The organism is Candidatus Nitrospira allomarina, from assembly GCF_032050975.1.
GTDB classification, from domain to species: Bacteria; Nitrospirota; Nitrospiria; order Nitrospirales; family UBA8639; genus Nitrospira_E; species Nitrospira_E allomarina.
The window spans coordinates 2,243,751-2,266,755 of the sequence record NZ_CP116967.1 but is presented as its reverse complement, the minus strand read 5'-3'; the positions used below and the strand labels follow the sequence as shown (position 1 = coordinate 2,266,755).

At 49.8% G+C, this 23,005-nt stretch carries 17 protein-coding genes; 3 read left to right on the top strand and 14 right to left on the bottom strand.

Annotated features, from left to right (window positions below):
* Positions 1 to 458: 458 nt before the first annotated feature.
* On the bottom strand, positions 459 to 2,186 hold the full coding sequence (locus PP769_RS10005) for a sensor histidine kinase (RefSeq protein ID WP_312647003.1): 1,728 nt from the start codon (positions 2,184 to 2,186) through the stop codon (positions 459 to 461).
* A gap of 768 nt (positions 2,187 to 2,954) precedes the next feature.
* Positions 2,955 to 3,131, bottom strand: coding sequence for a hypothetical protein (locus tag PP769_RS10000; protein WP_312647002.1), 177 nt, complete (start codon positions 3,129 to 3,131; stop codon positions 2,955 to 2,957).
* An 11-nt stretch (positions 3,132 to 3,142) separates the two neighbouring features.
* Between PP769_RS10000 and PP769_RS09995 the strand changes: the two genes are divergently transcribed.
* Positions 3,143 to 4,996, top strand: a complete 1,854-nt coding sequence (locus PP769_RS09995) for an alpha-amylase family glycosyl hydrolase (protein ID WP_312647001.1) — start codon at positions 3,143 to 3,145, stop codon at positions 4,994 to 4,996.
* Between the two features lie 28 nt (positions 4,997 to 5,024).
* Here PP769_RS09995 and PP769_RS09990 read toward each other — a convergent pair whose 3' ends face one another.
* Both PP769_RS09990 and PP769_RS09985 read right to left on the bottom strand, forming a co-directional pair.
* Positions 5,025 to 5,804, bottom strand: coding sequence for a protein-L-isoaspartate(D-aspartate) O-methyltransferase (locus tag PP769_RS09990; protein WP_312646999.1), 780 nt, complete (start codon positions 5,802 to 5,804; stop codon positions 5,025 to 5,027).
* Complete coding sequence (locus tag PP769_RS09985) at positions 5,801 to 7,165, bottom strand: APC family permease (protein ID WP_312646997.1); 1,365 nt, start codon at positions 7,163 to 7,165, stop codon at positions 5,801 to 5,803. The genes PP769_RS09990 and PP769_RS09985 overlap by 4 nt, the downstream gene beginning before the upstream one ends.
* 447 nt (positions 7,166 to 7,612) lie before the next feature.
* Between PP769_RS09985 and PP769_RS09980 the strand changes: the two genes are divergently transcribed.
* A complete protein-coding gene (locus tag PP769_RS09980) occupies positions 7,613 to 7,912 on the top strand; it encodes a hypothetical protein (RefSeq protein ID WP_312646996.1) in 300 nt (99 codons plus the stop codon).
* A gap of 256 nt (positions 7,913 to 8,168) precedes the next feature.
* Here PP769_RS09980 and PP769_RS09975 read toward each other — a convergent pair whose 3' ends face one another.
* On the bottom strand, positions 8,169 to 8,795 hold the full coding sequence (locus PP769_RS09975) for an MlaC/ttg2D family ABC transporter substrate-binding protein (protein ID WP_312646995.1): 627 nt from the start codon (positions 8,793 to 8,795) through the stop codon (positions 8,169 to 8,171).
* A gap of 893 nt (positions 8,796 to 9,688) precedes the next feature.
* Between PP769_RS09975 and PP769_RS09970 the strand changes: the two genes are divergently transcribed.
* Positions 9,689 to 10,069: a c-type cytochrome gene (locus PP769_RS09970; RefSeq protein WP_312646994.1), complete on the top strand. Its 381-nt coding sequence runs from the start codon at positions 9,689 to 9,691 to the stop codon at positions 10,067 to 10,069.
* A 245-nt stretch (positions 10,070 to 10,314) separates the two neighbouring features.
* Here the strand turns inward: PP769_RS09970 and PP769_RS09965 are convergent, their stop codons facing one another.
* The 9 genes from PP769_RS09965 to PP769_RS09925 all read right to left on the bottom strand — a co-directional run bounded on the left by PP769_RS09965 (position 10,315) and on the right by PP769_RS09925 (position 22,901).
* Complete coding sequence (locus PP769_RS09965; RefSeq protein ID WP_312646993.1) at positions 10,315 to 11,853, bottom strand: alpha-amylase family glycosyl hydrolase; 1,539 nt, start codon at positions 11,851 to 11,853, stop codon at positions 10,315 to 10,317.
* A gap of 390 nt (positions 11,854 to 12,243) precedes the next feature.
* Positions 12,244 to 12,666: a nucleoside diphosphate kinase regulator gene (gene rnk / locus PP769_RS09960; protein ID WP_312646992.1), complete on the bottom strand. Its 423-nt coding sequence runs from the start codon at positions 12,664 to 12,666 to the stop codon at positions 12,244 to 12,246.
* 154 nt (positions 12,667 to 12,820) lie between these two features.
* Positions 12,821 to 15,202 carry a phosphoketolase family protein gene (locus PP769_RS09955; RefSeq protein ID WP_312646991.1) on the bottom strand — a complete coding sequence of 794 codons (2,382 nt, stop codon included), beginning with the start codon at positions 15,200 to 15,202 and terminating at the stop codon, positions 12,821 to 12,823.
* Between the two features lie 145 nt (positions 15,203 to 15,347).
* A complete protein-coding gene (locus tag PP769_RS09950) occupies positions 15,348 to 18,074 on the bottom strand; it encodes a cation-transporting P-type ATPase (RefSeq protein ID WP_312646990.1) in 2,727 nt (908 codons plus the stop codon).
* Between the two features lie 138 nt (positions 18,075 to 18,212).
* A complete protein-coding gene (locus tag PP769_RS09945; protein WP_312646988.1) occupies positions 18,213 to 19,157 on the bottom strand; it encodes a universal stress protein in 945 nt (314 codons plus the stop codon).
* A 55-nt stretch (positions 19,158 to 19,212) separates the two neighbouring features.
* Positions 19,213 to 20,760, bottom strand: a complete 1,548-nt coding sequence (gene malQ / locus PP769_RS09940) for a 4-alpha-glucanotransferase (RefSeq protein WP_312647048.1) — start codon at positions 20,758 to 20,760, stop codon at positions 19,213 to 19,215.
* A 117-nt stretch (positions 20,761 to 20,877) separates the two neighbouring features.
* The gene (locus PP769_RS09935) at positions 20,878 to 21,441 is read right to left on the bottom strand and encodes a DUF2934 domain-containing protein (protein ID WP_312646987.1); all 564 of its coding nucleotides are present in this window, start codon (positions 21,439 to 21,441) and stop codon (positions 20,878 to 20,880) included.
* Between the two features lie 389 nt (positions 21,442 to 21,830).
* On the bottom strand, positions 21,831 to 22,043 hold the full coding sequence (locus PP769_RS09930; RefSeq protein ID WP_312646986.1) for a hypothetical protein: 213 nt from the start codon (positions 22,041 to 22,043) through the stop codon (positions 21,831 to 21,833).
* A gap of 384 nt (positions 22,044 to 22,427) precedes the next feature.
* A complete protein-coding gene (locus tag PP769_RS09925) occupies positions 22,428 to 22,901 on the bottom strand; it encodes a hypothetical protein (protein WP_312646985.1) in 474 nt (157 codons plus the stop codon).
* Positions 22,902 to 23,005: the final 104 nt, after the last annotated feature.

Sequence of the window (23,005 nt, the reverse complement as noted above, 5' to 3'; positions counted from 1 at the left end):
GTAACCGGAAAATTGCGTCAGAAGATACCCAAAAGGTTTTGTGAACCAAAGCCGGGCCTGGCGTTCTTCTCTAGGACAAACCAACTGCAATGGGAATGCCCGGCAACATGGGCAACGTCACACCTTTCCTCCCGCAACGTGATTTCTTGAAAATCCCTGCTAGAATCCCAGACTTAGGATTTTTTCGTAAAATCTCTTAGAAATCCTACCCAACAATCATAATTCCCACATTTGAGGCAATGGCGCGAAATGCCACATCGGAGAGGTTATCCATTTTCAATATTCTCTGAAAAACCCTCAGTCCTGAGTGTTTTACCCTTTGAGCACAACCCTTGCTGTCGCTTCTTTCACAGGAGTAAAGATGAATATTGTTTGCCAAAAGATTTCAGACATATAAGGATAGGCTTGAATGGAGGGAGAGATTTGTTGGAAAGAAAGACCAAATTTCTCAATTGGAGTTAACTTGTTGTGGAGAGAGGAATCCAGGCAGTAACAGTGGTGCCTTTGCCCTGTGAGGCTTTGACCTCAAATGTGCCTCGCACCACACGAATTCGTTCTTTCATTCCAATGAGCCCTAACCCGCGAGTGCCTCGCAAGCCGGACTCAGGGATGAATCCTATACCGTTATCCGTAATGACGAGCTGGAGGCCACCCTCTACCCCTCTCACCTCCACAGACACTTGAGACGCCTGCGCATGCTTCGCCACATTTCGTAAACATTCCTGCGTCACCCGATACACACACGACGCAATATCCTGAGGCAGGAGCTGAGGGACATCACGGTGCTGAAACATGACCGCAATGTTCTCCCATTGGGAAAATTCTTTAATTGAGGACTGGAGTGCCACGACTAAACCCAGGTCATCCAAAATCGAAGGATGAAGCTGATAGGCCAGATGCAGAACGCTATCGGAAAGCGCAGACACTTGATCATTCAGGTGTTGAAGAGGCTTTTGCATCGGATCCGACTCCGGCAGAGACCTCTGAATAGAATCAATCTCGAGCGAGACCATGGCTAAGCGTTGATTCATATCATCGTGCAATTCACGAGAGAGACGGCGTCGCTCATCCTCCTGAGCGGAAATGAGCTGTGCACCAAGAGCCCGAAGCTCTTCCTGGCTCTGCTCGAGTTCCCGCTCTCTATGCTGGAGGGCCCGTCCTGCCTCCTTGCGTGCCGTGATATCCCGGACAATACCCGTAAAAAAGATCTCTCCGTGCTTGTGCCAATACCCTAAAGACAGCTCAAGAGGGAATTCGCTGCCGTCCCGTCGAAGTCCCATCAGCTCAAACATTTCTCCCTCAACGGTCTTTCTCCCCGCCCGCGATGCCCGCAAGATCCCCTGTTGATGAGCCAGACGAAACCGTTCGGGAATAATGCACTCTAACGTCTGACCTCTCATCTCCTCCATCGAAAAGCCAAACAAGGCTTCCGCTCCTGTATTCCACAGCATGACCTTCCCCTGACTATTCAATGAAATGATCCCCTCATCGGTTGATTGCACAATGGAATGTAACTGTTCCCGGCTTTCCCGAAGAGCCACCTCTGCCTGTTCACGTTGACGAATTTCGCTTTGTAATGATTGATTGGCCTTTCCCAATTCAAGATTTAAGGTCATTGAAGCCAACGTGACAGTATGGTTGCGTCGTAAGGTGACAAACATCATGGTCACAAAAAGGAGACACATACCTCCCATGGCCATATGCTGTTTATCACCCAGGACCAAGAACCGAACGAGAAGCGGGGTAATGGTCGGGAGAGCATAGGCCAGAAAAGCTCCTTGTAAGGCCGCATACACAGCGGTCGCACCGGCAATCATGCCTCCTAACACAAAGGCCAAAAAAATCTGATGCGGAATAGAACTTTCGGGAAAGAGTACGACACCGGTTGCCCCCCAAAGAATGCCGGAGGCAAGGGTCCCGCCTAGAAAACTACGCCCCCAGCGATGGGAGTCCTGCGGATGTCGAGATGCGTGGCTAAATTGATACCAGAGCAGGGCCCATACCCCGTTGAGCAGAACCAAGCTGGCGAACCAGGTAAGTAACAGTCCATGTGAGATTACGTTCCATTGAATAACAGTCAGAATTGATCCATTAACCAGAGAGGCAATAATCCCAACCGGTGCAAGGGCATAGAGTTGCTTTATCTGCTGCCCATACAAGAGATCGTGTTCGTGTTTAGCCAACACGGAACCTCCACACACTCTCCAGGGAACGTTGTAAGACCCTTGTCAGTTTCCAACGTCATACGGACATTCGCAAGGCCAATTCTGTGTATCTTCTAGAAATATGTTACTTTAAAACTCTTATTCATTTATCACAAGGATTCTTCAATTCTTTTCCTCCGCCAGTTTGAGATTAGAATAATTGCCTTGGGGCGAACAGCAGAAGCAAACCCAACCCCAGCATCACCAACCCGATCAATCCTTGACAAAGTTTGCATATTACTCAAGAATCCTCTTCATCATGGCCGACCTCTTTGTGGGGACGGGAGTTCCACGGTAACTAAACAAAAATTTTCCACAGAAGTACAATACGATTTTTTTCACGCCTCTACTCGAAAGCGGTTTTGACCTTCGAACCGTCCAGGATTTGTTGGGAGATTGGGAGGTAAGCGACCATGATCGATACCCATATGCTCAACCATCGGCCGACTGGTGTTCTCCTGTGGCAACTAGCGTTGATGATCAAGATTATATATTTGACGAGATCGTGAGGGAATTTGATTTTCTTAGCAGAGAGATAGAGTTTGCTCGATCATCGGTGAATATAGATGATGAAAAAGTAGAAGATTTTCTTGTAAATTTGAGTCAAGTGACTCACGCCATCAAGGCTGCGGAAGCCAACACAGATGATTACAAGCATTTCTGCAGAACTCTTTGGAGTATCTTCACGAGATGAAACTTTAATGATGGTCAATTAGATGAAGACATCTTTGAATCAATGATCGAGAGAATTTAGCCATACATAACCAGCCCATCAAGCCGATGCTCTCTTCGCTGTGCTTCGATCGCGCGGCTAATGGGTAGGGTTGTGAGATGACCAACATTCGGCAGACCGGCCATCTGACAGACCGCACCCGAATGCCACCCATCTTTCAGCCATACGTTGAGATACCCACCGTACACAATCAATGGAGTCCGTCATGACAGAAAGGAATCTTCAAGAGGTGGATCTGCCTGCTCTCAGTGACCGGAAGTTTTTTCCTTCTCCCGCCGCATGGGAGGATCAGGTCTTATACTTTTTAATGCTCGACCGTTTTTCGGACGGACAGGAAAAAGGCTACAAAAGCAATGACGGGACCATCGTCCGGCGTGGCTCGACTCCCCTCTTTCAGTCAACCGATGCAGGCAATGCGGATGCATCGCATTGGAAGGCAGCGGGACAGAAGTTTTGCGGAGGGAATTTATCCGGATTGACGAGCAAGCTGGGATACCTTGAACGTCTCGGTGTGACCGCCATTTGGATCAGTCCCATTTTCAAACAAGTGAAATTTAAAGACACCTATCATGGATATGGGATTCAAAATTTTTTGGATGTCGACCCGCATTTTGGTCAACGAGAAGATCTGAGAACACTTGTCCGGACCGCTCACGCTCACGGGATCTACGTTATTCTGGATATTATCCTCAACCACACGGGAGATGTGTTTCGATACAATCCCAACCGCTATCGGACCGAACATAACGGGCAGATCTTCAACGATCCCCGCTGGGATGGCCAACCCTATGACGTACAGGGGTTCCATGATCAATTCGGAGAACCGACTCTCCCCTTCCAACAACTCGACATCGCAAGCCATCCTGCCGCCTGGCCACATGGCGCCATCTGGCCGCAGGAATTCCAAGACCCTCAGGCCTTTACCCGAAAAGGCCATATCACCAATTGGGATTTTTCACCTGAATTTCTTGAGGGGGATTTCCTTGACCTGAAAAATATCCAACTCGGTTCTGGCGACGTTGATCAATATCAACCGTCCGATGCCCTGAAGGCCCTGGCCGAGGTGTACAAATTCTGGATTGCCTTTGCGGACGTCGATGGGTATCGGGTTGATACTGTCAAACATATGGACCTGGGAGCCACCCGGTACTTCGCATCGGTGATCCATGAATTCACCAAATCCATCGGCAAAGAAAACTTTTACCTCATTGGAGAAATTACCGGTGGCAGAACCCGCGCGTTTCAAACGTTGGAAACCACGGGTCTGGATGCCGCACTTGGCGTCGACGACATTCCGGACAAAATGGAATACCTGGTGAAGGGCTATCGCAACCCGGAGGAGTATTTCCAGCTATTCCGGAACTCCATCCTGGTTCAGAAAGAATCCCACGTCTGGTTTCGCAACCGGGTGGTTACCCTGTTTGATGATCATGATCAAGTACGAAAGGGAGAAGACAAAGCCAGATTTTGTGCTGATCCTGACGGGCAGGACGGACTCTTGAATGTCCTTGCGCTGAACGCTCTCACGATGGGCATTCCCTGCATGTACTATGGCAGCGAACAGTATTTTGACGGGCACGGGCAGAGTGATCAATTCATTCGCGAATGTATGTTCGGAGGAGAATTTGGCGCCTTTCAAAGCCATCAACGGCATTTCTTTAATGAAGAGAGTCCGGCATACCGGCAACTCTCGATCCTTTTAGGCATTCGCCGTAACAAGCTTGCGTTACGACGGGGTCGACAATACCTGAGAGAAATTTCCGGAAATGGGATCGACTTCGGGCTCCCGCGCATGCTGGGTGGGCAGATTCGATCAGTGATTCCCTGGTCCAGAATTTTCAATGACCGGGAAATTCTCCTGGCGATGAATACCGACTACGCGGCACCCCGAAGCGCCTGGGTGACGGTTGATGACGGACTGCATCAGGCCGGCCACACACTCACGTGTCTCTATTCAACCAATGCGGGACAGATCGGTCAGGAGACGACCGTTGAGTCGAGAAATGGCAAAGCAGTCGTGCTCACCCTTCCGGCGGGCGGATTCGTCATCTATGAGTGAAGAATGTGGTCACCGGGGGAGAAGTTCGTCAAGGCCCGGTTGCGGGAGGATTCGTTAAGGCTTCGCCCGTCATGGGCACAAACACCACGGGTAACAACTCGGTTTCCTGGTATCCCTCCTCAGTACGACGAATGAACAGAAGACGTTGAGGGTAGTCTCCGACGGGAAGAATGAGACGCCCGCCGATCGCCAGTTGTTCTAAGAGTGGTTCGGGAATATGATTCGGCGCCGCCGTCAAAATGATCGCATCAAACGGGCCTTCGCCCGGCCAACCCTTATAGCCATCACCAGACCGCACAATCACATTGTCGTAGCCAAGTTCTGCCAGAGTTTTTTTTGCACTGACGGCAAGTGGTTCGACAATTTCTATGGTAAATACTTTTGAAACTAATTCAGCTAGTATGGCGGCCTGATACCCGGAACCCGTGCCTATCTCCAGGACCTTCTCATCCGGCTTCAACTTCAGGGCTTGCGTCATATACGCAACAATGAAAGGCTGAGAAATCGTCTGCCCATAACCGATGGAAAGTGGAAAATCTCCATAAGCATCTTCAGCCTGTGACTCAGGCATAAACCGGTGCCGTGGAACCCGGCGCATGGCCGCGACAACAGCTGGATCGGTGACACCTCCCCCCACGATTTGGGTATCCACCATCGAATCCCGTTCAACCTGTCGTGAGTGATTGCTCTCCTGGGTCATAGCCTGCTTTCCATTTTCACATCCCGCCCCAATAGACCATACTCCACCAAGTATCACAAAGAAGGCAAGTGTATGAATTTTTCTCCTCTGTGTGATTGCTATGTTCATCTGGCCCCAGATACTCCATTATGCTTTCTCATCAGGAAGTACAGGGGAATCCCAGCACTCAGGGTCAGACAGGCCCAAAGGGTTTCAACCGGTTTTTCCACACTGAGAAAAAGCATGATCACTCCCGCAACCAGGATATACCCCACGGGCAAGACAGGATAGAAGGGAACCCGGTAGGGACGAACTAATTGCGGACGCCGTTGACGAAGAATGATCACGGCCCCGACTGTCAGCGCTGTGAAGGCAGTGATCACCATTCCGCTGTAAATCACCAACTGCTCAAAGGTTCCTAAAAGCACTAATACAGTCACCCACAGACTTTGGAGAACAATGGAACGAACCGGGGTGCCATGATGGTGTTCCGTATCCGAAAAGAAGGCCGGCAGAAACCCGTCTCTGGCCATGGCATAGTAGACCCGAGGCCCGGTCCATATCATCGCGCTCACCGCGCCGGCGATGGAAATACACAACATGATAGTGACAAATTCAGCGGCCGCCTGACCAAACATTCCCACCGCGACTTTTTCCGCCACCGGCATGAGTGGAGGTGCGGCCAAAGCTTGAATCGGTAAGGCGTAGAAATATACCACGTTCAGCACCACATAGACCGTGCCAACCAGCAGAGTCCCTCCTATCATCGTTCGGGGAATAGAACGGGTCGGATTGAGTATTTCTCCGGCAATGTACCCTGCGGCATTCCATCCCGAATAGGCATAGGTCACAAAAATAAAGGACACCACCAGCGTTCCCAGCCCGACATCCGGCTTTCTCGGTGGCACGACTAAATGTTCCCAATCACCATGACCTACCGTGAAGGCTCCAACTATGAGAAGCAGGATTGCTCCAACTTTTAAGACGGTGAACAGCTGTTGAAGGAGCCCGCCAGGACCAACGCCTGCCACATGAACCGCAGTCAGACTCCAAATCAAGCCTAAGGCAAATCCCTTGATCAGGAAAGTGGAAGCCGGTTCATATGGGATGAGTTGAACCACATAGGAGGCAAATCCCATGGCGCCTGCGGCAATGGCGGCTCCAAAGCCCACGGTAAATGAAGCCCACCCACTTAGGAATGCAAAAAATGGATGGTAGGCTTCCCGAAGATACACATAGTCTCCCCCGACAAAAGGGAATGCTGCACCCAGCTCGCTGTAACACATCGCCCCCGTGAGAGCCAATAACGCGCCCGCTCCCCATACCAGAAGAATCAGCCATGGATCCCCGATGTCCCGGGCCATAAAACCTGTCGTGGTGAAGACCCCGGTGCCCACCACATTGCTGACCAGCACGCACGTGGCGGTAAACATGCTGATTCGATGAACACTTTTCGGTGAGTTTGTCTGCTGGGGAGGCTCCTCAGTCACGTTCATTTTCACTGGGAAATCTTTGATTGCAGTTGACAGATACCCCGCTTGAACTCTTTCCGGACAAATATCAGTGCAAAACTGGGGTTTCCCGTTCTACTTCCGACATTAAATCAGGAAGCGCCTTCCGCAGGAGCAGCAACCCGGCCGGGAGCTACAGGGACTGAAGGGAAATGAGAAACAGCTTGCAATCACATTATGACAAAGTCTACGCTTGGCGACCTATGAATACAAACGATAGCCAGCAATCGAAACTACGGACGGATCCCAACCAAGCCACGCATATTGCCATCGCAATCATTCTGGTCGTCGGAGCCGTGACGACGACCGCCTTTCTCGCCACGTTCGGATTGGTTCCATATGAGGCGCTGATTTTTGTATCCGGAACCGTAGGCGGAGTGGTTAATAGCTTTCGTCGGATTCAGAACCTGAGCACAGCCAAAACCCATGAGTCCAGTCCGAATCCAAATCTATGTGTCCCCATTTGTCGGCGGGATCTTTGCCTTTGTGTTGTATACAATTTTCATGGCGGGCTTGATACAGGGATCGCTCTTTCCGGAGTTCGTAGAGCCGGCGAAATACGTGAGCTACAAAGATTTTGCTGCTTCGAGCATACCGGCTACGAATGCCGATGTTGCCAAGGCCATCGTCTGGGCCTTCCTCGCCGGCTTTTCAGAAGGATTAGTCCCAAATTTCATAAGCAAGATCACCAAGGATGGAGGGCAAGAAAAACAATCGGAATCCTAAACCAGCGTTGGGATCGCGATCAAAGATTACTGATCTCCGATTCTCTTGGTGAGAGCCGCGCGTCGAACCATTTCGCCTATGGGGTATGACCTCAACCACATCTATGCGAATCATCAAGGTGAAGTCTCGCACCAACCCACCCGGTAACACGAGCAGGCGATGGCTTTCCGTTCGGCCATTTCAAGAGGTTGCGCGTTGACCGGTAGGATTCTGGTCCTCGATGAATTAAAATACGGGTTTTCATCCTAAGCATCCCTTAGGGAGCCGTGATGGCACCGGACTTGTCTCGCAAGGTCTTCACCAATTCTTCGTAGGAGGAATCCCGAATAATGCGATCGAATTGCACCCGGTAATTTTTCACAAGACTCACTCCATCAACCACTACATCATAGACCCGCCAGTCGCCATCTTTTAGTAGGAGCCGGTAATCGAGAGAGATTTCCGTTGTATTTGACACAATGGTGGTCTGTACTTCTGCATAGGAATCTTTCAGCCGTTCCTTAAGATACTGGACTTTTTCTCCGGAATAGTTCTCAATTTTCCCTGCATAGGTTTTTGAAAGAAGCGATTGAAACAATGCCGCAAATTCCTGATGTTCCGCCTCACTTCGATCTCTCCAATGTGCGGCCAGTGATCGTTTAGCCATCTCTTCAAAATCAAAATGTTGTCCAATAATCTCCTCCAACAATTGCCGGCGATGGGTCGCTTGGTCTGCCGCCTTGAGACCTTCGTCGCTCACCAATCGGATGACCTCATCGATTGTGCCTCTGACTACCCCGGTTGGAGATTTCACACACAGGGCAACACTCACCATACTGAACGCGACCAAAAGAAATAGGGCTCCGAGAAAAATTCTTTTCTCCCTGGAACATGTGGTGGTCACGCAGAACCTCCTTAACTTTGCAAACCCATAGACCCTTCCTCCTGATGATTGGTACGTGAATCTCTCATTCATGTACAAAAGAAATGGGAATCAGTGGCCCAATTTTTTACCTCTACTAACAACAATGCCAATTAGGATGAATAATGTCCAGGGAGTCAAACTGCAACTTTTATATTTTCCTCATGACTGACGGGGAAAAGGAAAAAGGTCTGTCATGCCCCCGGTTCATCCGACATCCCTCAGGTCTTCGTTGTGGATAAGTCACCGATGACCACCGGCAGGATGACGAAAGAGAGAGGTTGTTCATAAAGGCACGGGGCTTGCTTCAATAACCATATAGAAGCAAAAATTCTGATTTCAGGTGATTACGGAAACAATACCATGTACACGTCTTACCCATTACCGAACAGAGGGCAACACATAAGGTAACGTAGAACGGATAAAGGTAAAAATTTGTGGAAAAATAATATTGTCCATTGAACCATCCAGATGGTCCGGAGAAGTCAAATCTTTCATGAAGCGGGCACTGTGTGGGGTTCATCAGCCAATTTGACGTGCTAGCCGTGCTGGAAGCGGGGATGTCAGGCAATTAACCGCAAAGGAGATCATGGTGCCGGACCCTACCGCTATTCCTAGTTCCTTAGCGGAGGCTGTCAAAATCATGAAAAACCATCATTTTCTGGTACTTCCAGTAGAAAAAAAATTGTGTGGGGATAGGATGCCTTACCCGGCAAGATCTTTTAGGGGCATGGGTAGGTTTGGAATTAGAGCAAAAAGACTTAGTGAAAACTGAACATTGGAAAAGTGTTGCAATTTGGGTCCATAAAAAAAGGGAAAGGGTGTTGCAAGGTGCGACAGGATCGCATTTCCATGAAACTTACTAATTTTACCCGATGAAAAAAAAACAAGGCCTTCTCAGTCTGGTCATACCCGTTATCAGTTGTGTCGGCATCTTGCTATGGCCTGGAGAAGTCCGGGCTCAGCAGACCACGATGATCTCTGCGGGAGAAACAATTTATCGTCTGCATTGCCTTCGGTGTCATGGGAAGGCGGGCGACGGAAGAGGCCCGGATTCATCCGCATTAATCGTGCCCCCAACAGATTTCCATTCTCCGGAATCCACCGGTAAAAGCGAGTTGGACCTACGTGCAAGCGTTATTTGGGGCTTGGTCTTTAGCCCAATGCATGGTTGGTGGGATCGATTGAGTTCAGAGGAGATTCGGGAGGTAATCGCCTATATCCGGCAAATAGCCCCTTATCAACCCAGGATCTAACAATGTAGTCGTGGAGAATCCAAGGTTCGGAAACAGCCTTCACACACATTCCCTAGGAAAAATAACGCAACATGGACGAATTGAATATTCCTTTTTCACAGTTGTCTCCAACAGTAGTATTCTCCCAACCATTTTTGGATGCGTTGCTCAACAAAACTGGGTGCCGGAGCAAAATCCTTCGCCTGAAAACTTGGTGTGGGGTGACGAAATGAATTGATTCACATTCAATCGCTCGAAGGGTATTGTTATTTTTTCAATTTTAAATTTCCCCCTTCTTTTACTCCCATAGAAAAGATATGGCACCCGAAAGGATCGAGACGGACGTACAATCCGCTTTGAATGAGATCCTTTCGCTTACCCTCAAAGGATAGATCGCTGAACTCGTCATACAAGGTGTAGTGAGGGGAGGTGTTCGATTCCATCCCAAGCGCTCCATTCAGACGAATATACGCGTGGGCAACCATGGGACTCAGGTTTACCGCGATAAGCCTAAAATCCCGGTCGGATGTCCATTGATACGCCACGACATTATTGAAAGAATCATCCCCGGCCGAACGCACAGTGAGCATGGCCCATTTCCCGGCGTGAAACACGTCTTCATTGGTGATCGCAAGAATTCGGTCATAAAACGCGACGGTCGCTTCATCAGGGGGTTCGTCCTGGGCTCGACAGAGTTGAACCGGAATCCGGATACGTTTTCCAGTGAGTTGGCCTTGGTGATACATACGCATGCCCGGCAATGTGGCCATCAGGACCCCGACCGCGGGGAGACGGACGTTACCAAACGCCACAGCACTTCTCGGCTCATCGTGATTTTCCAAAAACCGCACAAGTTTGCTTTGAAAGCTCGTATCAGCCTGAAGATGCAGGGCGACCTCATGTGGGGTCGAATGGCGAAGCCGATCATACAATCTTTTGTCGTAGGTAAACTGAAAACCAAGTTGTTGAAGCTCCCATTCACGATCCCAATACACCTCTGCAATCCACATACAATGCGGCAGGAGGGAGATGGCTTCTGTCCAGAACTCCCCGGCAGGCCAGACATTGCCCTTCACATGATTTTTCCATGTCTGTGCGAACACCTCATTGAGCACTAACATGGCCATATCACAGCGAACGCCATCGCAGTAATTGGCAACTTGTTGCAATTCACGAATCAACGCCTTACGGGTATCAGGATTGAAGTAGTCTAATTGTGCGGTGTCCGTCCAAGAAGGGCAATTGGGATCCTTGCCATGTGCCAGATATCGAATGCCTTGTGATGTTTCGATGGGAAAAAATTGCGAGGGGAAGTTTGTGACATCCCTGGAGGTTCCTTGGACATAATACTCCGGATGACTGGTGGTCCACTCATGATCCAATGCGGTGTGATTGGGTACAAAATCCAGAATCAATTTGATTCCGCGGTCATGAAGTTTTCCCAATACGTCCTGCAATTGCTCCCAGGACCCCAGCTCAGGATCAGGCTGATACGCCCGAATGGCATAGGGGGAACCCACGACCTCAAATTCCTGCCAATCGGGAAGCGCTTTGGCGTATTCTTTCTGCAAGTCAGCATGTTGTCTTGCAATCCGCCGGCCCAGAGGACTGCGCTCCCAGAGGCCCATGAGCCACAGACAATCAAATCCCTTTGCCTGAAGCTCATCCCATTCATGATCAGGCACGTCACCAAGACGAATCGTTCGGTTCAATTTCTGAGAGAGGTCATGCAACCACACCCAGGTATTGATTTCATAGAGATGTGGGTGCGAGCGAAATGAAAAAACCGAAGATTGCGGTTTCATAAGATTCCATCCCTGCGTCTCATTCAAGTCGACTGAGAAATTCTACACGATCAGGGATATGATGCCATCGACAGTGCTCTCTGCCATAAAGGTATGGGAGGAAAGGCACGAAATCCAACAGACAAACCGGACAGTCCCTGAAATAAAAAAAATCCATTGTGAATAGATCGGGGGCAAGGATCTCTTTATAAATACGACACCCTCCATAATGATAAGAAAGCATATTTCCCGGAAGACCTACTCGATAGGAAAGATGTTATTGGAAATTCTATCCCTTGTGATGACCGGCAGCATGAATCATAAAGCATTCCTCCCGTCCGGTGCAGCTAATCGTTTGTTGATCTTAATCTAAGCACGTTTTCATGTGGTTCATGTGAATTGATAGAGCAATTACAGATGGAAATCTCCAGCAGCCTCGGGTTGATAGAGAATCTCTTCTATTTTCAACTTCCGTGTTCCGATAGGCACCTGCCATTCAATACTGTCCCCGACCCTATACCCGAGAATGGCTGTTCCAACCGGAGCAAGAATCGAAATCTTACCCGTCGCCGTATCCGCATCACGCGGAAAGACCAGCGTATACACCAGCTCTTCCCCTTTGCTCATGTCTGATAGCCTGACGCGTGAGTTCATCGTGACGACATCAGGCGGAATATCCTTTGGGAGAACGACATGTGCCCGTTCCAATTCTTCCATTAAGCTTTCCAGATGGATGCTTGTACTTTTGCTGCCTCTGAACGTTTGCCAGACTTCTAAGAGTTCACTGAGTCTATTCAGATCGAATTCAGTAATATAAATGTCTCGGCGCTCCATCGTATGACTCCTTAAAAGATTCATCAGGGCAAACAAAAATTCTAGATCATGCACATGAGAGAGGATACCACAATAATCGAGCCGGTCGAATTATGGTAACGGAGCAGGCCATACATCGACACACGCATCGTTATCGTAATGGGGCGTGAAAAAACTAAAACGGCCATTTCCAATCTTTAATTTCCGGCATATCGTCGCCGTACTTGGCGATGTACGTCTTATGATCGATTTTTTTATCGCGAATAGCCTGCTTGGCATAGGCCGCAAGGTATCCTAGTTTCGGCACACGATCGATCACATCCGCCACGAGATGATACCGGTCAAGGTCGTTAAGAACAACCATATCGAACGGTGTGGTCGTCGTGCCCTCTTCTTTATAGCCTCGAACGTGAAGATTTTTATGATTCGTTCTCCGATACGTCAAACGATGAATCAACCAGGGATATCCATGAAAAGCAAAGATGACGGGTTTATCCGTCGTAAAGAGCGTATCGAACTCCTTGTCCGACAACCCGTGCGGATGTTCGCTCTGAGGTTGCAGTTTCATGAGGTTCACAATATTCACCACCCGAACCTTCAGATCGGGGACCTGCTTGCGAAGTAAGTCTACGGCAGCCAAAGTTTCCAAGGTTGGAACATCACCGGCACAGGCCATGACCACATCGGGTTCTCCCCCTTTATCGTTACTGGCCCAATCCCAAATCCCGATACCGGCGGTACAATGCTTGATGGCTGCATCCATGTTGAGAAATTGCAGACCCGGTTGTTTTCCAGCCACAATGACATTGACACGATTTCGGCTCCGGAGACATTTATCCGTCACGAATAGCAAACTATTGGCATCAGGGGGGAGATAAATACGAATCACCTCGGCTTTTTTATTTGCCACGTGGTCGATAAATCCAGGATCCTGATGAGAAAACCCATTGTGATCCTGACGCCACACATGGGACGTCAGGAGATAGTTGAGGGAGGCAATGGGTCTTCGCCACGGGATCTCACTCCCCGTGACTTTCAGCCACTTGGCATGCTGATTGAACATCGAATCGATGATGTGAATAAACGCCTCGTAACATGAGAAAAACCCGTGTCGTCCCGTCAGTAAATATCCTTCCAACCACCCCTGGCAGGTATGTTCACTGAGTATTTCGAACACCCTCCCATCCAGGGCTAAGTGATCGTCCCCCGAAATGGTGTCGGCAACCCATCGCCGCCCTGTTACCTCAAACAGCGCGCTTAGCCGGTTTGAAGCAGTTTCATCAGGACCAAAGACCAAAAAATTCCGATTGCTCATGTTGTGTTTCATCACATCCCGGAGGAAAGCGCCCATCACCCTCGTGGCTTCAGCCACGACCTTCCCGGGTTTAGGAACATCCACGGCGTAGTTCTGAAAATCGGGGATCTTGAGATTTTTGAGCAGCAGGCCACCGTTACTATGAGGATTCGCGCCCATTCGTCGTTCGCCCTTCGGAGCTAATTCCGCCAGTTCTGGAATCAGTTTGCCGGTCTCGTCAAATAATTCCTCAGGTTTGTAGCTCTTCATCCACTTTTCAAGCAGTTTAATATGATCCTTCTTGGTGGCCATCTCGGCAAAGGGGACTTGATGAGACCGCCAGGAATCCTCGGTCTTCTTCCCATCGACTTCTTTTGGACCGGTCCACCCCTTGGGGCTGCGCAAGACGATCATCGGCCAGCAGGGCCGGGAGGTCTCCCCCTTTTCCCTGGCCCGATGCTGAATGGCATGAATCTCCTTCATCACCTCATCCAGTGTGTCCGCCATAATTTGATGCATGGCCTCCGGGTCATCCCCTTCCACGAAAAAGGGCTTATAGCCGTAACCGACCAATAAGCTGTTCAATTCGTCATGATTGATTCGAGCCAGCACCGTGGGGTTGGCGATTTTGTACCCATTGAGATGCAAAATGGGTAACACGGCCCCATCCAACTTCGGATTCAAAAATTTATTGGAATGCCAGGCCGTCGCCAGGGGACCGGTTTCGGCTTCGCCATCACCCACCACACAGGCCACAATCAGATCCGGATTATCAAACGCCGCCCCAAATGCATGCGACAGCGAATAGCCGAGCTCACCACCTTCATGGATGGATCCCGGCGTTTCGGGAGCCACGTGACTGGGAATTCCGCCTGGAAAAGAGAACTGTTTAAAAAGTTTTTTCAAGCCTTCGGCATCCTGGGAGATGTTGGGATACACCTCGGTGTAGGTCCCTTCTAAATACGTGTTGGCCACCAACCCCGGACCGCCATGTCCGGGACCGGCAATATAAATCATGTTGAGATCATGATTCTTAATAACCCGATTCAGGTGGACATACAGAAAGTTTAATCCCGGAGTCGTCCCCCAATGCCCCAGAAGCCGCAATTTAATGTGGTCGAGCGTCAACGGCTTTTTGAGTAACGGGTTATCATGAAGATAGATCTGCCCCACGGACAAATAATTCGCCGCACGCCAATAGGCATCCATACGCTGAAGCTCGTCCCTGGTCACTGTTGATTTTTTTGACACACCGGTTCTCATTTTCTTTCCCTCCATTTCACCCTTTTATCAAAATCAGTCTTTTCCCTTTGTACGAAGCACAGATTATGGTGATGTCTCCTCTCCGGGTATTCCCAAATGCTTTCCGATGCCTACTCAAAAGCCATTCTGACTCCCGACGCATTTGTCAAATTTTCACATCGGGAGTTCTGAGTTTCAGAATAATCCGAAACACACATTTTTCCAATTCGACCAGCAAATAAATCACCACACCTATTCCAATAATTCGAAGCCAGGCAAGTCCATCAATGCCGGTAGTATGAAAAAGCGTCTGCATTACTTCGGTATAGGTAAAGAGGCCCTGAATGCCTAACACCATTCCTATGGTCAGGGGCACATAGGGGTTACCAAACAATCCGTTCCGGGACAGAACCGAACCATAAAAAGACCGGGCATTTAATAAATAAAAGGCTTCAAAGACCACCAGCATGTTGACGGCTATCGTCCTCGCGGTTTCGATAGATGCCCCCTGGTCAGTCTCCCACAGGAACAGTCCAAACGTGCCGGCCACCGCTAAGGTGGATACAAAGCCGATTCGCCACAGCAGAAACCGTGACAAAATGGCTTCCCCGGGGCTTCGAGGGGGACGTCGCATGACATCCGATTCAGGAGGTTCGACGGTTAAGGACAAGGCCAACGTCACGGCGGTGATCATGTTGACCCACAGGATTTGTACCGGCGTAATCGGCAACATGGTCCCTAACAGAATAGCGGCTACAATCACTCCGGCTTCGGCGACATTGGTGGGAAGAATAAACAGAATGGACTTTTGAATATTGTCATAGACCCGACGGCCTTCCTCAACGGCATGCGCAATCGAGGCAAAATTATCATCGGCCAGCACCATTTCCGCCGCTTCCTTCGCCACTTCCGTCCCCTTTACTCCCATGGCCACTCCGACATCCGCCCGCTTGAGTGCCGGCGCATCATTCACCCCATCTCCGGTCATGGCCACCACTTCCCCACCGGCCTGGAGGGCTTGCACCAGCCGTAACTTATGCTCCGGACTCGTCCGGGCAAAGATATCGATATCCCTTACCACACGCTTCAATTCCTCATCGCTCAACGTTTCCAGTACCTGTCCCGAGAGAGCCTGTTTCCCATCTCCAATATGCATCTGCAAGCCAATCGTTCTGGCCGTCACCAGATGATCCCCGGTAATCATTTTGACTCGAATCCCGGCTTGTTGGCATTGTCGGACCGCTTCAATGGCTTCAGGCCGTGGTGGGTCAACAATGCCAAAGAGGCCTAACAGTGTCAGGCCCTGCTCCACATCTCGAAACCGTAACTCTCGATGTTCGTGATTGGTGGATGCAACGGCCACCGCCAGCACTCGTTGACCACGACTCGCCATCTGTTCGATCCGATCATGCCACGACCGGCTATTCAACGGATGATCCTCCCCCAGACTCCGCTGAAACGCGCACATCTCTAACACCCGTTCAGGGGCACCCTTGATATACATAAATCCATGCCCGGCATGGTCGTGATGCAACGTCGACATAAACCGATGTTGCGATTCGAAGGGGATCACATCCGTTCGTGGCCACATCTCATGTTCGAATCGGTAATCCAATCCGGCTTTTCTCCCAAGAGTCACCAACGCCCCCTCCGTCGGATCTCCGTTGATCCGCCAGACCCCCTCCACGTGGTCCAGATCCGCATCGTTACACAACATTCCGGCTCGAGCGAGTTCCATCACGTCTGGAAGGTCAGCCAGCACAACCGGGTTGCCAAGCAGAGAAAATCCTCCATGCGGATCATAGCCGACACCACTGACCTCCACGGTATAGGGCGCAGTCGCCAACGTTTGAACGGTCATTTCATTTCGTGTCAGCGTGCCGGTTTTATCTGAACAAATAACGGTCACAGAGCCAAGGGTTTCAACAGCCGGCAGCCGTCGAATAATCGCTTGACGTCGGGCCATCGCTTGAACCCCGATGGCAAGCGTGATGGTCATAATGGCCGGAAGGCCTTCGGGAATGGCGGCAACGGCTAATCCTACGCTGGCCAGAAACATATCACTGAACCCATACTCCCGGAAAAACACTCCGAAAAGGAACACACCAACCGCTCCGGTGATAATGGCAATACTCAATCGGCTCCCGAATTCTCCGATCTTTCGGAGAAGTGGGGTGGTCAAGGTCTGCACCCTGGCCAGCATGGCGCTGATCCGTCCAATTTCGGAGGCATCTCCGGTCGCAACCACCACCCCGGTTCCCGTTCCATAGGTCACCAGAGTTCCCGAATAGGCCATGCCCCTTCGATCACCAATGGACGCGGTTTCCGGGACCGGTTTCATGTGTTTGTCAACCGGGACGGACTCACCGGTCAAGGCGGCTTCTTCAATACGCAAATCTTTCACCTTCAGAAGACGCAGATCCGCCGGAACTTTGTCTCCGGATTGCAGAAACACAATATCCCCAGGCACAAGGCTTTCCGCGGGAATCGGACAACGGGTTCCATCACGAAGTCCACAGGCCTGCACCGACAACATCCGGCGAATGGCATCCATCGCCCTTTCGGCTTTGCCTTCCTGAAGAAATCCGATAACGGCATTGATGATCACCACGCCCAAAATCACACCGGTATCCACCCAATGACCCAGAATGGCAGTCACGACACCCGCTCCGAGAAGGATATAAATTAAAATATTGTGGAACTGGGCAAGAAACCGCTGCCAGGAGGATTGCTTTTTAGGGGGACGTAATCGATTGGGGCCATAGAGCGCCAGACGTTGGACAGCAACATCCTGCGTTAAGCCCCCAAACTGACTGGCCACTGCCTTGAGGACAGATTCACCATCCAAGGCATGCCAGCAGACGTCTGACCTTTTTCGATCGGAAACCGGCATCGTGCTCATTTCAATTGAAGGAAGGACAACACATGAGAAGCGGGTTCAAAATTCCCTGCCTCTCTGTGGGAACACCCTGGTCCTTCCGTCCTTTACAGGTTGATGGTCTTGAATGTTTCTGGAGAAAGAGATCACGCATCAAACCTTTTTCTCGGATCGGTCAGGGCGCGTGAGCAACACAGAACATGGAGCATAGCGAGCAATTTTTCTAACGACCCCTCCCAATGGGACCGGCTTACCCCCTATGAGTCCTTTTGATCCAACCATAATCAATTTTACCTTCGAACGCTCGGCAATTTTGACAATTTCTTCAGCAGGATCTCCTTTGGTCAACACGGTATCGACTTCCATACCGAGCCCTTTGACTCTTTGGCTCATTTCGTCCAGATGGCTGGCACCTTCTTTTTGGGCGTTCTCCAATACTTTTTTGGCTAATTGTTTAAATGCCGCTTTTCCTTTTCCCCAATACCAACCCTCCAGGTAAGCCGGTCTTCCCACCACATGCGTCACCATCACCTTTGGAGGGGTCTTACAGGTCAACAAGCCGAGCATATCCACAGTACTCAAAGCCACCGCTGAACCATCGGTGGCTAAAAGAATTTTGGCGGCGGATTTTCCCATCGTCACCTTACTGAGTTTTTCACGAACCAATAACACTGAACATGGGGCTTCCCTCATCACCCAATCACTGGTACTCCCAAGAAGAAACCGTTTGACATTGGAAAGGCCACGTGTCCCTAAAATGACCAGGTCAATTTGATAGTCCTCCACCACCTGTAAAATTTCCGCACCCGGTAGCCCTTCCATCACCAATGACTTAATGTTCACAGCCCGTTCTTCAAGAATCTCCTTCTTCATGTGCTCAAGAAGACCCTTCGCTTCGGTGAATAGTTTCCCCCTTGCTTCGGAAATGACCCGATCCCAACTGGAAGGTCCACCCGACGGTATCAGAGGAGACGCATGTTTCATCTCGATCACATGGATTAAATAGATTTCTGATGCCTTTGGCCAATCCACCGATTTCACAAATCGAATGGCCTCCTCTGCATGTTCGGAAGGATCAACCGCCACTAAAATTTTCATCGTCATCTCCCTTTCTCACAAAAGCTTTAATTTTTTTTGATTCCTAAGGCGTGGGTCATGGCAATCGATCAAATAAACCTGTCAAGTCACGGAGTCGGCTCCCAACCTTCTCCGTCAATTGCCCAGGATGAGTCCGCCACTCCCAGTTCCCCTTGAGCGTGCCGGGTCGATTCATCCGGCATTCACTCCCCAATCCCAAGACGTCCTGAAGGGGAATCATGGCGAGTTGGGCAACAGAGCTCATGGCCAGTCGAATCACATCCCAATGAATGTCCCGCCCGTCGGTCCCCAGATAGCGCAATACACTCACGCGCTCCTCCTTGATCTCTTCTTTGGATTGGGTGGTTTCCTTCCCCGGTTCAGCGGTAAACCACCCGACCGTCGTATTATGGTCATGCGTGGCCGTATAAACGATGGAATTCCAGGTATAGTGATGGGGTCGATAATGATGGGCCTTGGGATCGTTGCCAAAGGCCATTTGTAAAATTCGCATACCGGGAAAACCACACGTATCCCGTAACGCCTCCACCTCGGGAGTGATCACCCCAAGGTCCTCGGCGATTACCGGCACATCACCCAGTGCGGCTTTCACGGCTGCAAACAATTCGCCTCCTGGACCTTTCACCCATCGACCATGGATGGCATGAGGTTCAGAAGCCGGGATTTCCCAATAGGCCTCAAACCCCCGGAAATGATCCAATCGAATCATATCGACAAGAGCAAGATTGGCACGAAATCGATCGATCCACCATTGGTAACCGGACCCGGCTCTCACGTCCCACCGGTAAATCGGATTTCCCCACCGTTGTCCTGTTGCACTGAAATAGTCCGGCGGCACCCCGGCCACCACAGATGGTTGATATTGATCATCTAAATAGAATGAATCAGGATGCGCCCAGACGTCTGAACTATCATGCGCGATATAGATCGGGAGGTCCCCGATAATTCTGACCCCCCTGGCATGAGCATACTGTCTCAGGTCGGACCATTGGTGAAAAAACAGATACTGAAGAAACTGATGATAATCAATCTTCTCCCTGAGGCGACGACAGCAGTCCTGCAGGGCTTGAGGATCTCGTACGATCAATGGCTTATCCCATCGAGTCCATGCTTGCCCCGCATAACTTTCTTTCAAAGACATAAAGAGGGAGAAGTCTTCTAACCAGGAAGCATGTTTCTCACGAAACAACAAAAAGGCTTGGCGATGTTCGGCTGGAGGATTGGCCTTAAACTGCTCAAAAGACTTTTCGAAGATTAGTTGCTTATGCACAATGACCAGAGGGTAATCCACATGGTCGGGTGGAGAAGACGGAGGCCGACCCGCATCGGATGCCGATACAAATCCATCCTCCACAAGTTTTTCCGGGCTAATGAGTAAGGGGTTTCCTGCAAAGGCGGAAAAGCACATGTAGGGGGAATTGCCATACCCGGTCTGCCCCAGTGGCAACATCTGCCACCAACTCTGACCGGCGACCTTTAAAAAATCGACAAATTGATAGGCCGTGGGTCCTAAATCTCCAATACCCCATCCCTCCGGGAGGGACGTCGGATGCAATAAGATTCCACTTCCTCTAGCCAGATTCACCATGATTACCGGCTGAATGCACCGAAAAACTATTCAGTTGACGGGTTAAACCCAAATGATGTTCCTGATTCTTGGTGACACCAGCCAAATATTCTTGGACGTTTGTGCATTCACCTTGACCCAACTTTTGGTCCCTCAGGTTAATTTTTTGGGGATTTTCTTTGGCTTCTGAGATCCGCTTTCAGTTTTAGCTCTCTGTTTGCTTTCCCCTGATGACAACGGCAAGGTCTTCTTCAAAATTTGCCGTTCGGCTTCAAACCAATCTTCCAGGTCCCTCCCTTTCGTCCGCCCCCGTGCCTCATACAATTGAAATGCGCGTTTAGCAATGCTTGAGTGTAATGCCATTTTTATCGCTGACTCCACCTGATCAAGATTCAGCGCTCCGCCATCGCCTTGAAATCCTCCAATCACCTGATCCACACCAAGCTGTGACGCTTGTGACATTAAGGAACGCACCGAAGTTCCAGCCAGCGCCACAATTCCTCCATGATATTTATGGGCTCGTAACTCCTTTAGCACGTCTAATCCGTTTGGTGTCGCCACATACATATCCAATAGGACCACTAAGGGGGATTTTTCCTTTACCAGGGGAATCACATCCTGTCTATGAGGAGGAACACAGACTTCATAACCTTTCTCAGAGAGAAAAGCGGAAATCTTTCCTCGAAATTCCTCGTGAAATGTTACAATCATAATCATTAAGATATAACCTCCCTCTCAAAGGAACTACTCAGCCACTCTTCCACGGTACATAGTACAAATTCTATACCATTTTCATTTCGTAAATATATCAATGAATATTCATTGCAACTCAAGGAGCACCGTGGTTGTCTGTACAAAATCAAAGGAAGGGGCATTTTTTATAGAGGCAAATTGCCCCACATCCGAATTAGTGCCGGAACCTCTTTCAGCGGAATGATTCCCCACAATTTTCATTACCGGAAATTCTTGGGAGACTCGTATTACTCGGCCCTCCCAACTACAGAGACTTCAATAAAAGACAGGTATGCGGGACATCTTCGGCTCATTTCCTTCCATTTCAGCTCTCCAAGCAGACAAAATGAAGTTTCCTGGATGGGAAGGGACCCCTATGTATCGATCGTCTGTTTCTCAAGCATCTTTGATTCAAACTTTTCCCAATCGACAGACACTGTTCCATCTTGGGTTTCATGAAACTTCTTCCAGGAACTCAGCAAGTTCAGGCAGGCGTGGTCGATATACCGTAAGTCGTCAAAATCGAGATGAACGTCTTTCTTCAACGGGACGTCATCCAAGGCATTGGCAAATTTGGGGAGATTCACGAACGTGGCCGTTCCTGAAAATTTGAGCAACCGCTTAGCGATGGCAGGAGGTCTTCACATGCTCAAGCTGAACCCAATCATCCTCTTTGTCGTCGCGACAAACCGTTCCTCCCCCTTGAGTTCCGGGATACATTTCCCGCACGATTTGACCTGTCCTCAGAATGATCATCTAGAGATAGAGCAAGGAATATCCCCCCCGCTCCCATTTCCGCGGCCATGGTCATGGTAAACTAATAATGATGATATCAAAAGAACGTTTTTGGCACGACCAAGGGCCGCTGGCAGGTCAGTGCCAATACAACTCTCTGCGAAAGCAGGGTGGACAAGGAAAAAATACGAACTCAGGGTGTCCTAACTTGAAGTAAATCTGAAAAACACCACAACTCATGTGCCATGCTTCTGAGAGGCATTCCCTTCCTTATCCAAGTCTTCAGTGGGGACCTCACCGTTTTTTTCCAATACCAGGAGACGTTTTCCTTCCGAACGATGCATGGCGGCCATTTCTCGTAGCTCTTTTGCCGACTTCCATCGCGACGAGGCGATCAGCATCCACCCCGTCCTGGTAAAGCCCTTCGGATCCATATGAGGCTTTTCTGCAAGGCTTATGGCTCGCTGTTCCAATCTCACCGCTTCACTTTGAAGCTCATCGGCTTTTTGGTCATAGAGCTGCGCCATCTCTAATAAATCGGCGCCTGTCCAGGGTTTTTCTTCTGCTAGTTCAGAAGCTGGCTCTGCAGACGTCATCGCATAACTCACCGGTGCCAACATAGTAGTAGGAATTGGTCCTCCCTTTTGGCTAAGGCTCATTGCGCCCATCCCCCCCAACACTCCTATCAACACATATGCCAGTGCACGCATAAATATCCCTCCTGTTTAAAGTGCTGCCTACAGCTTGCCACTATAGTAACAATTCTTCCTTTATCTTAAATTTTAATATCTTCGTCTCTTTCTCACGAAAGGTG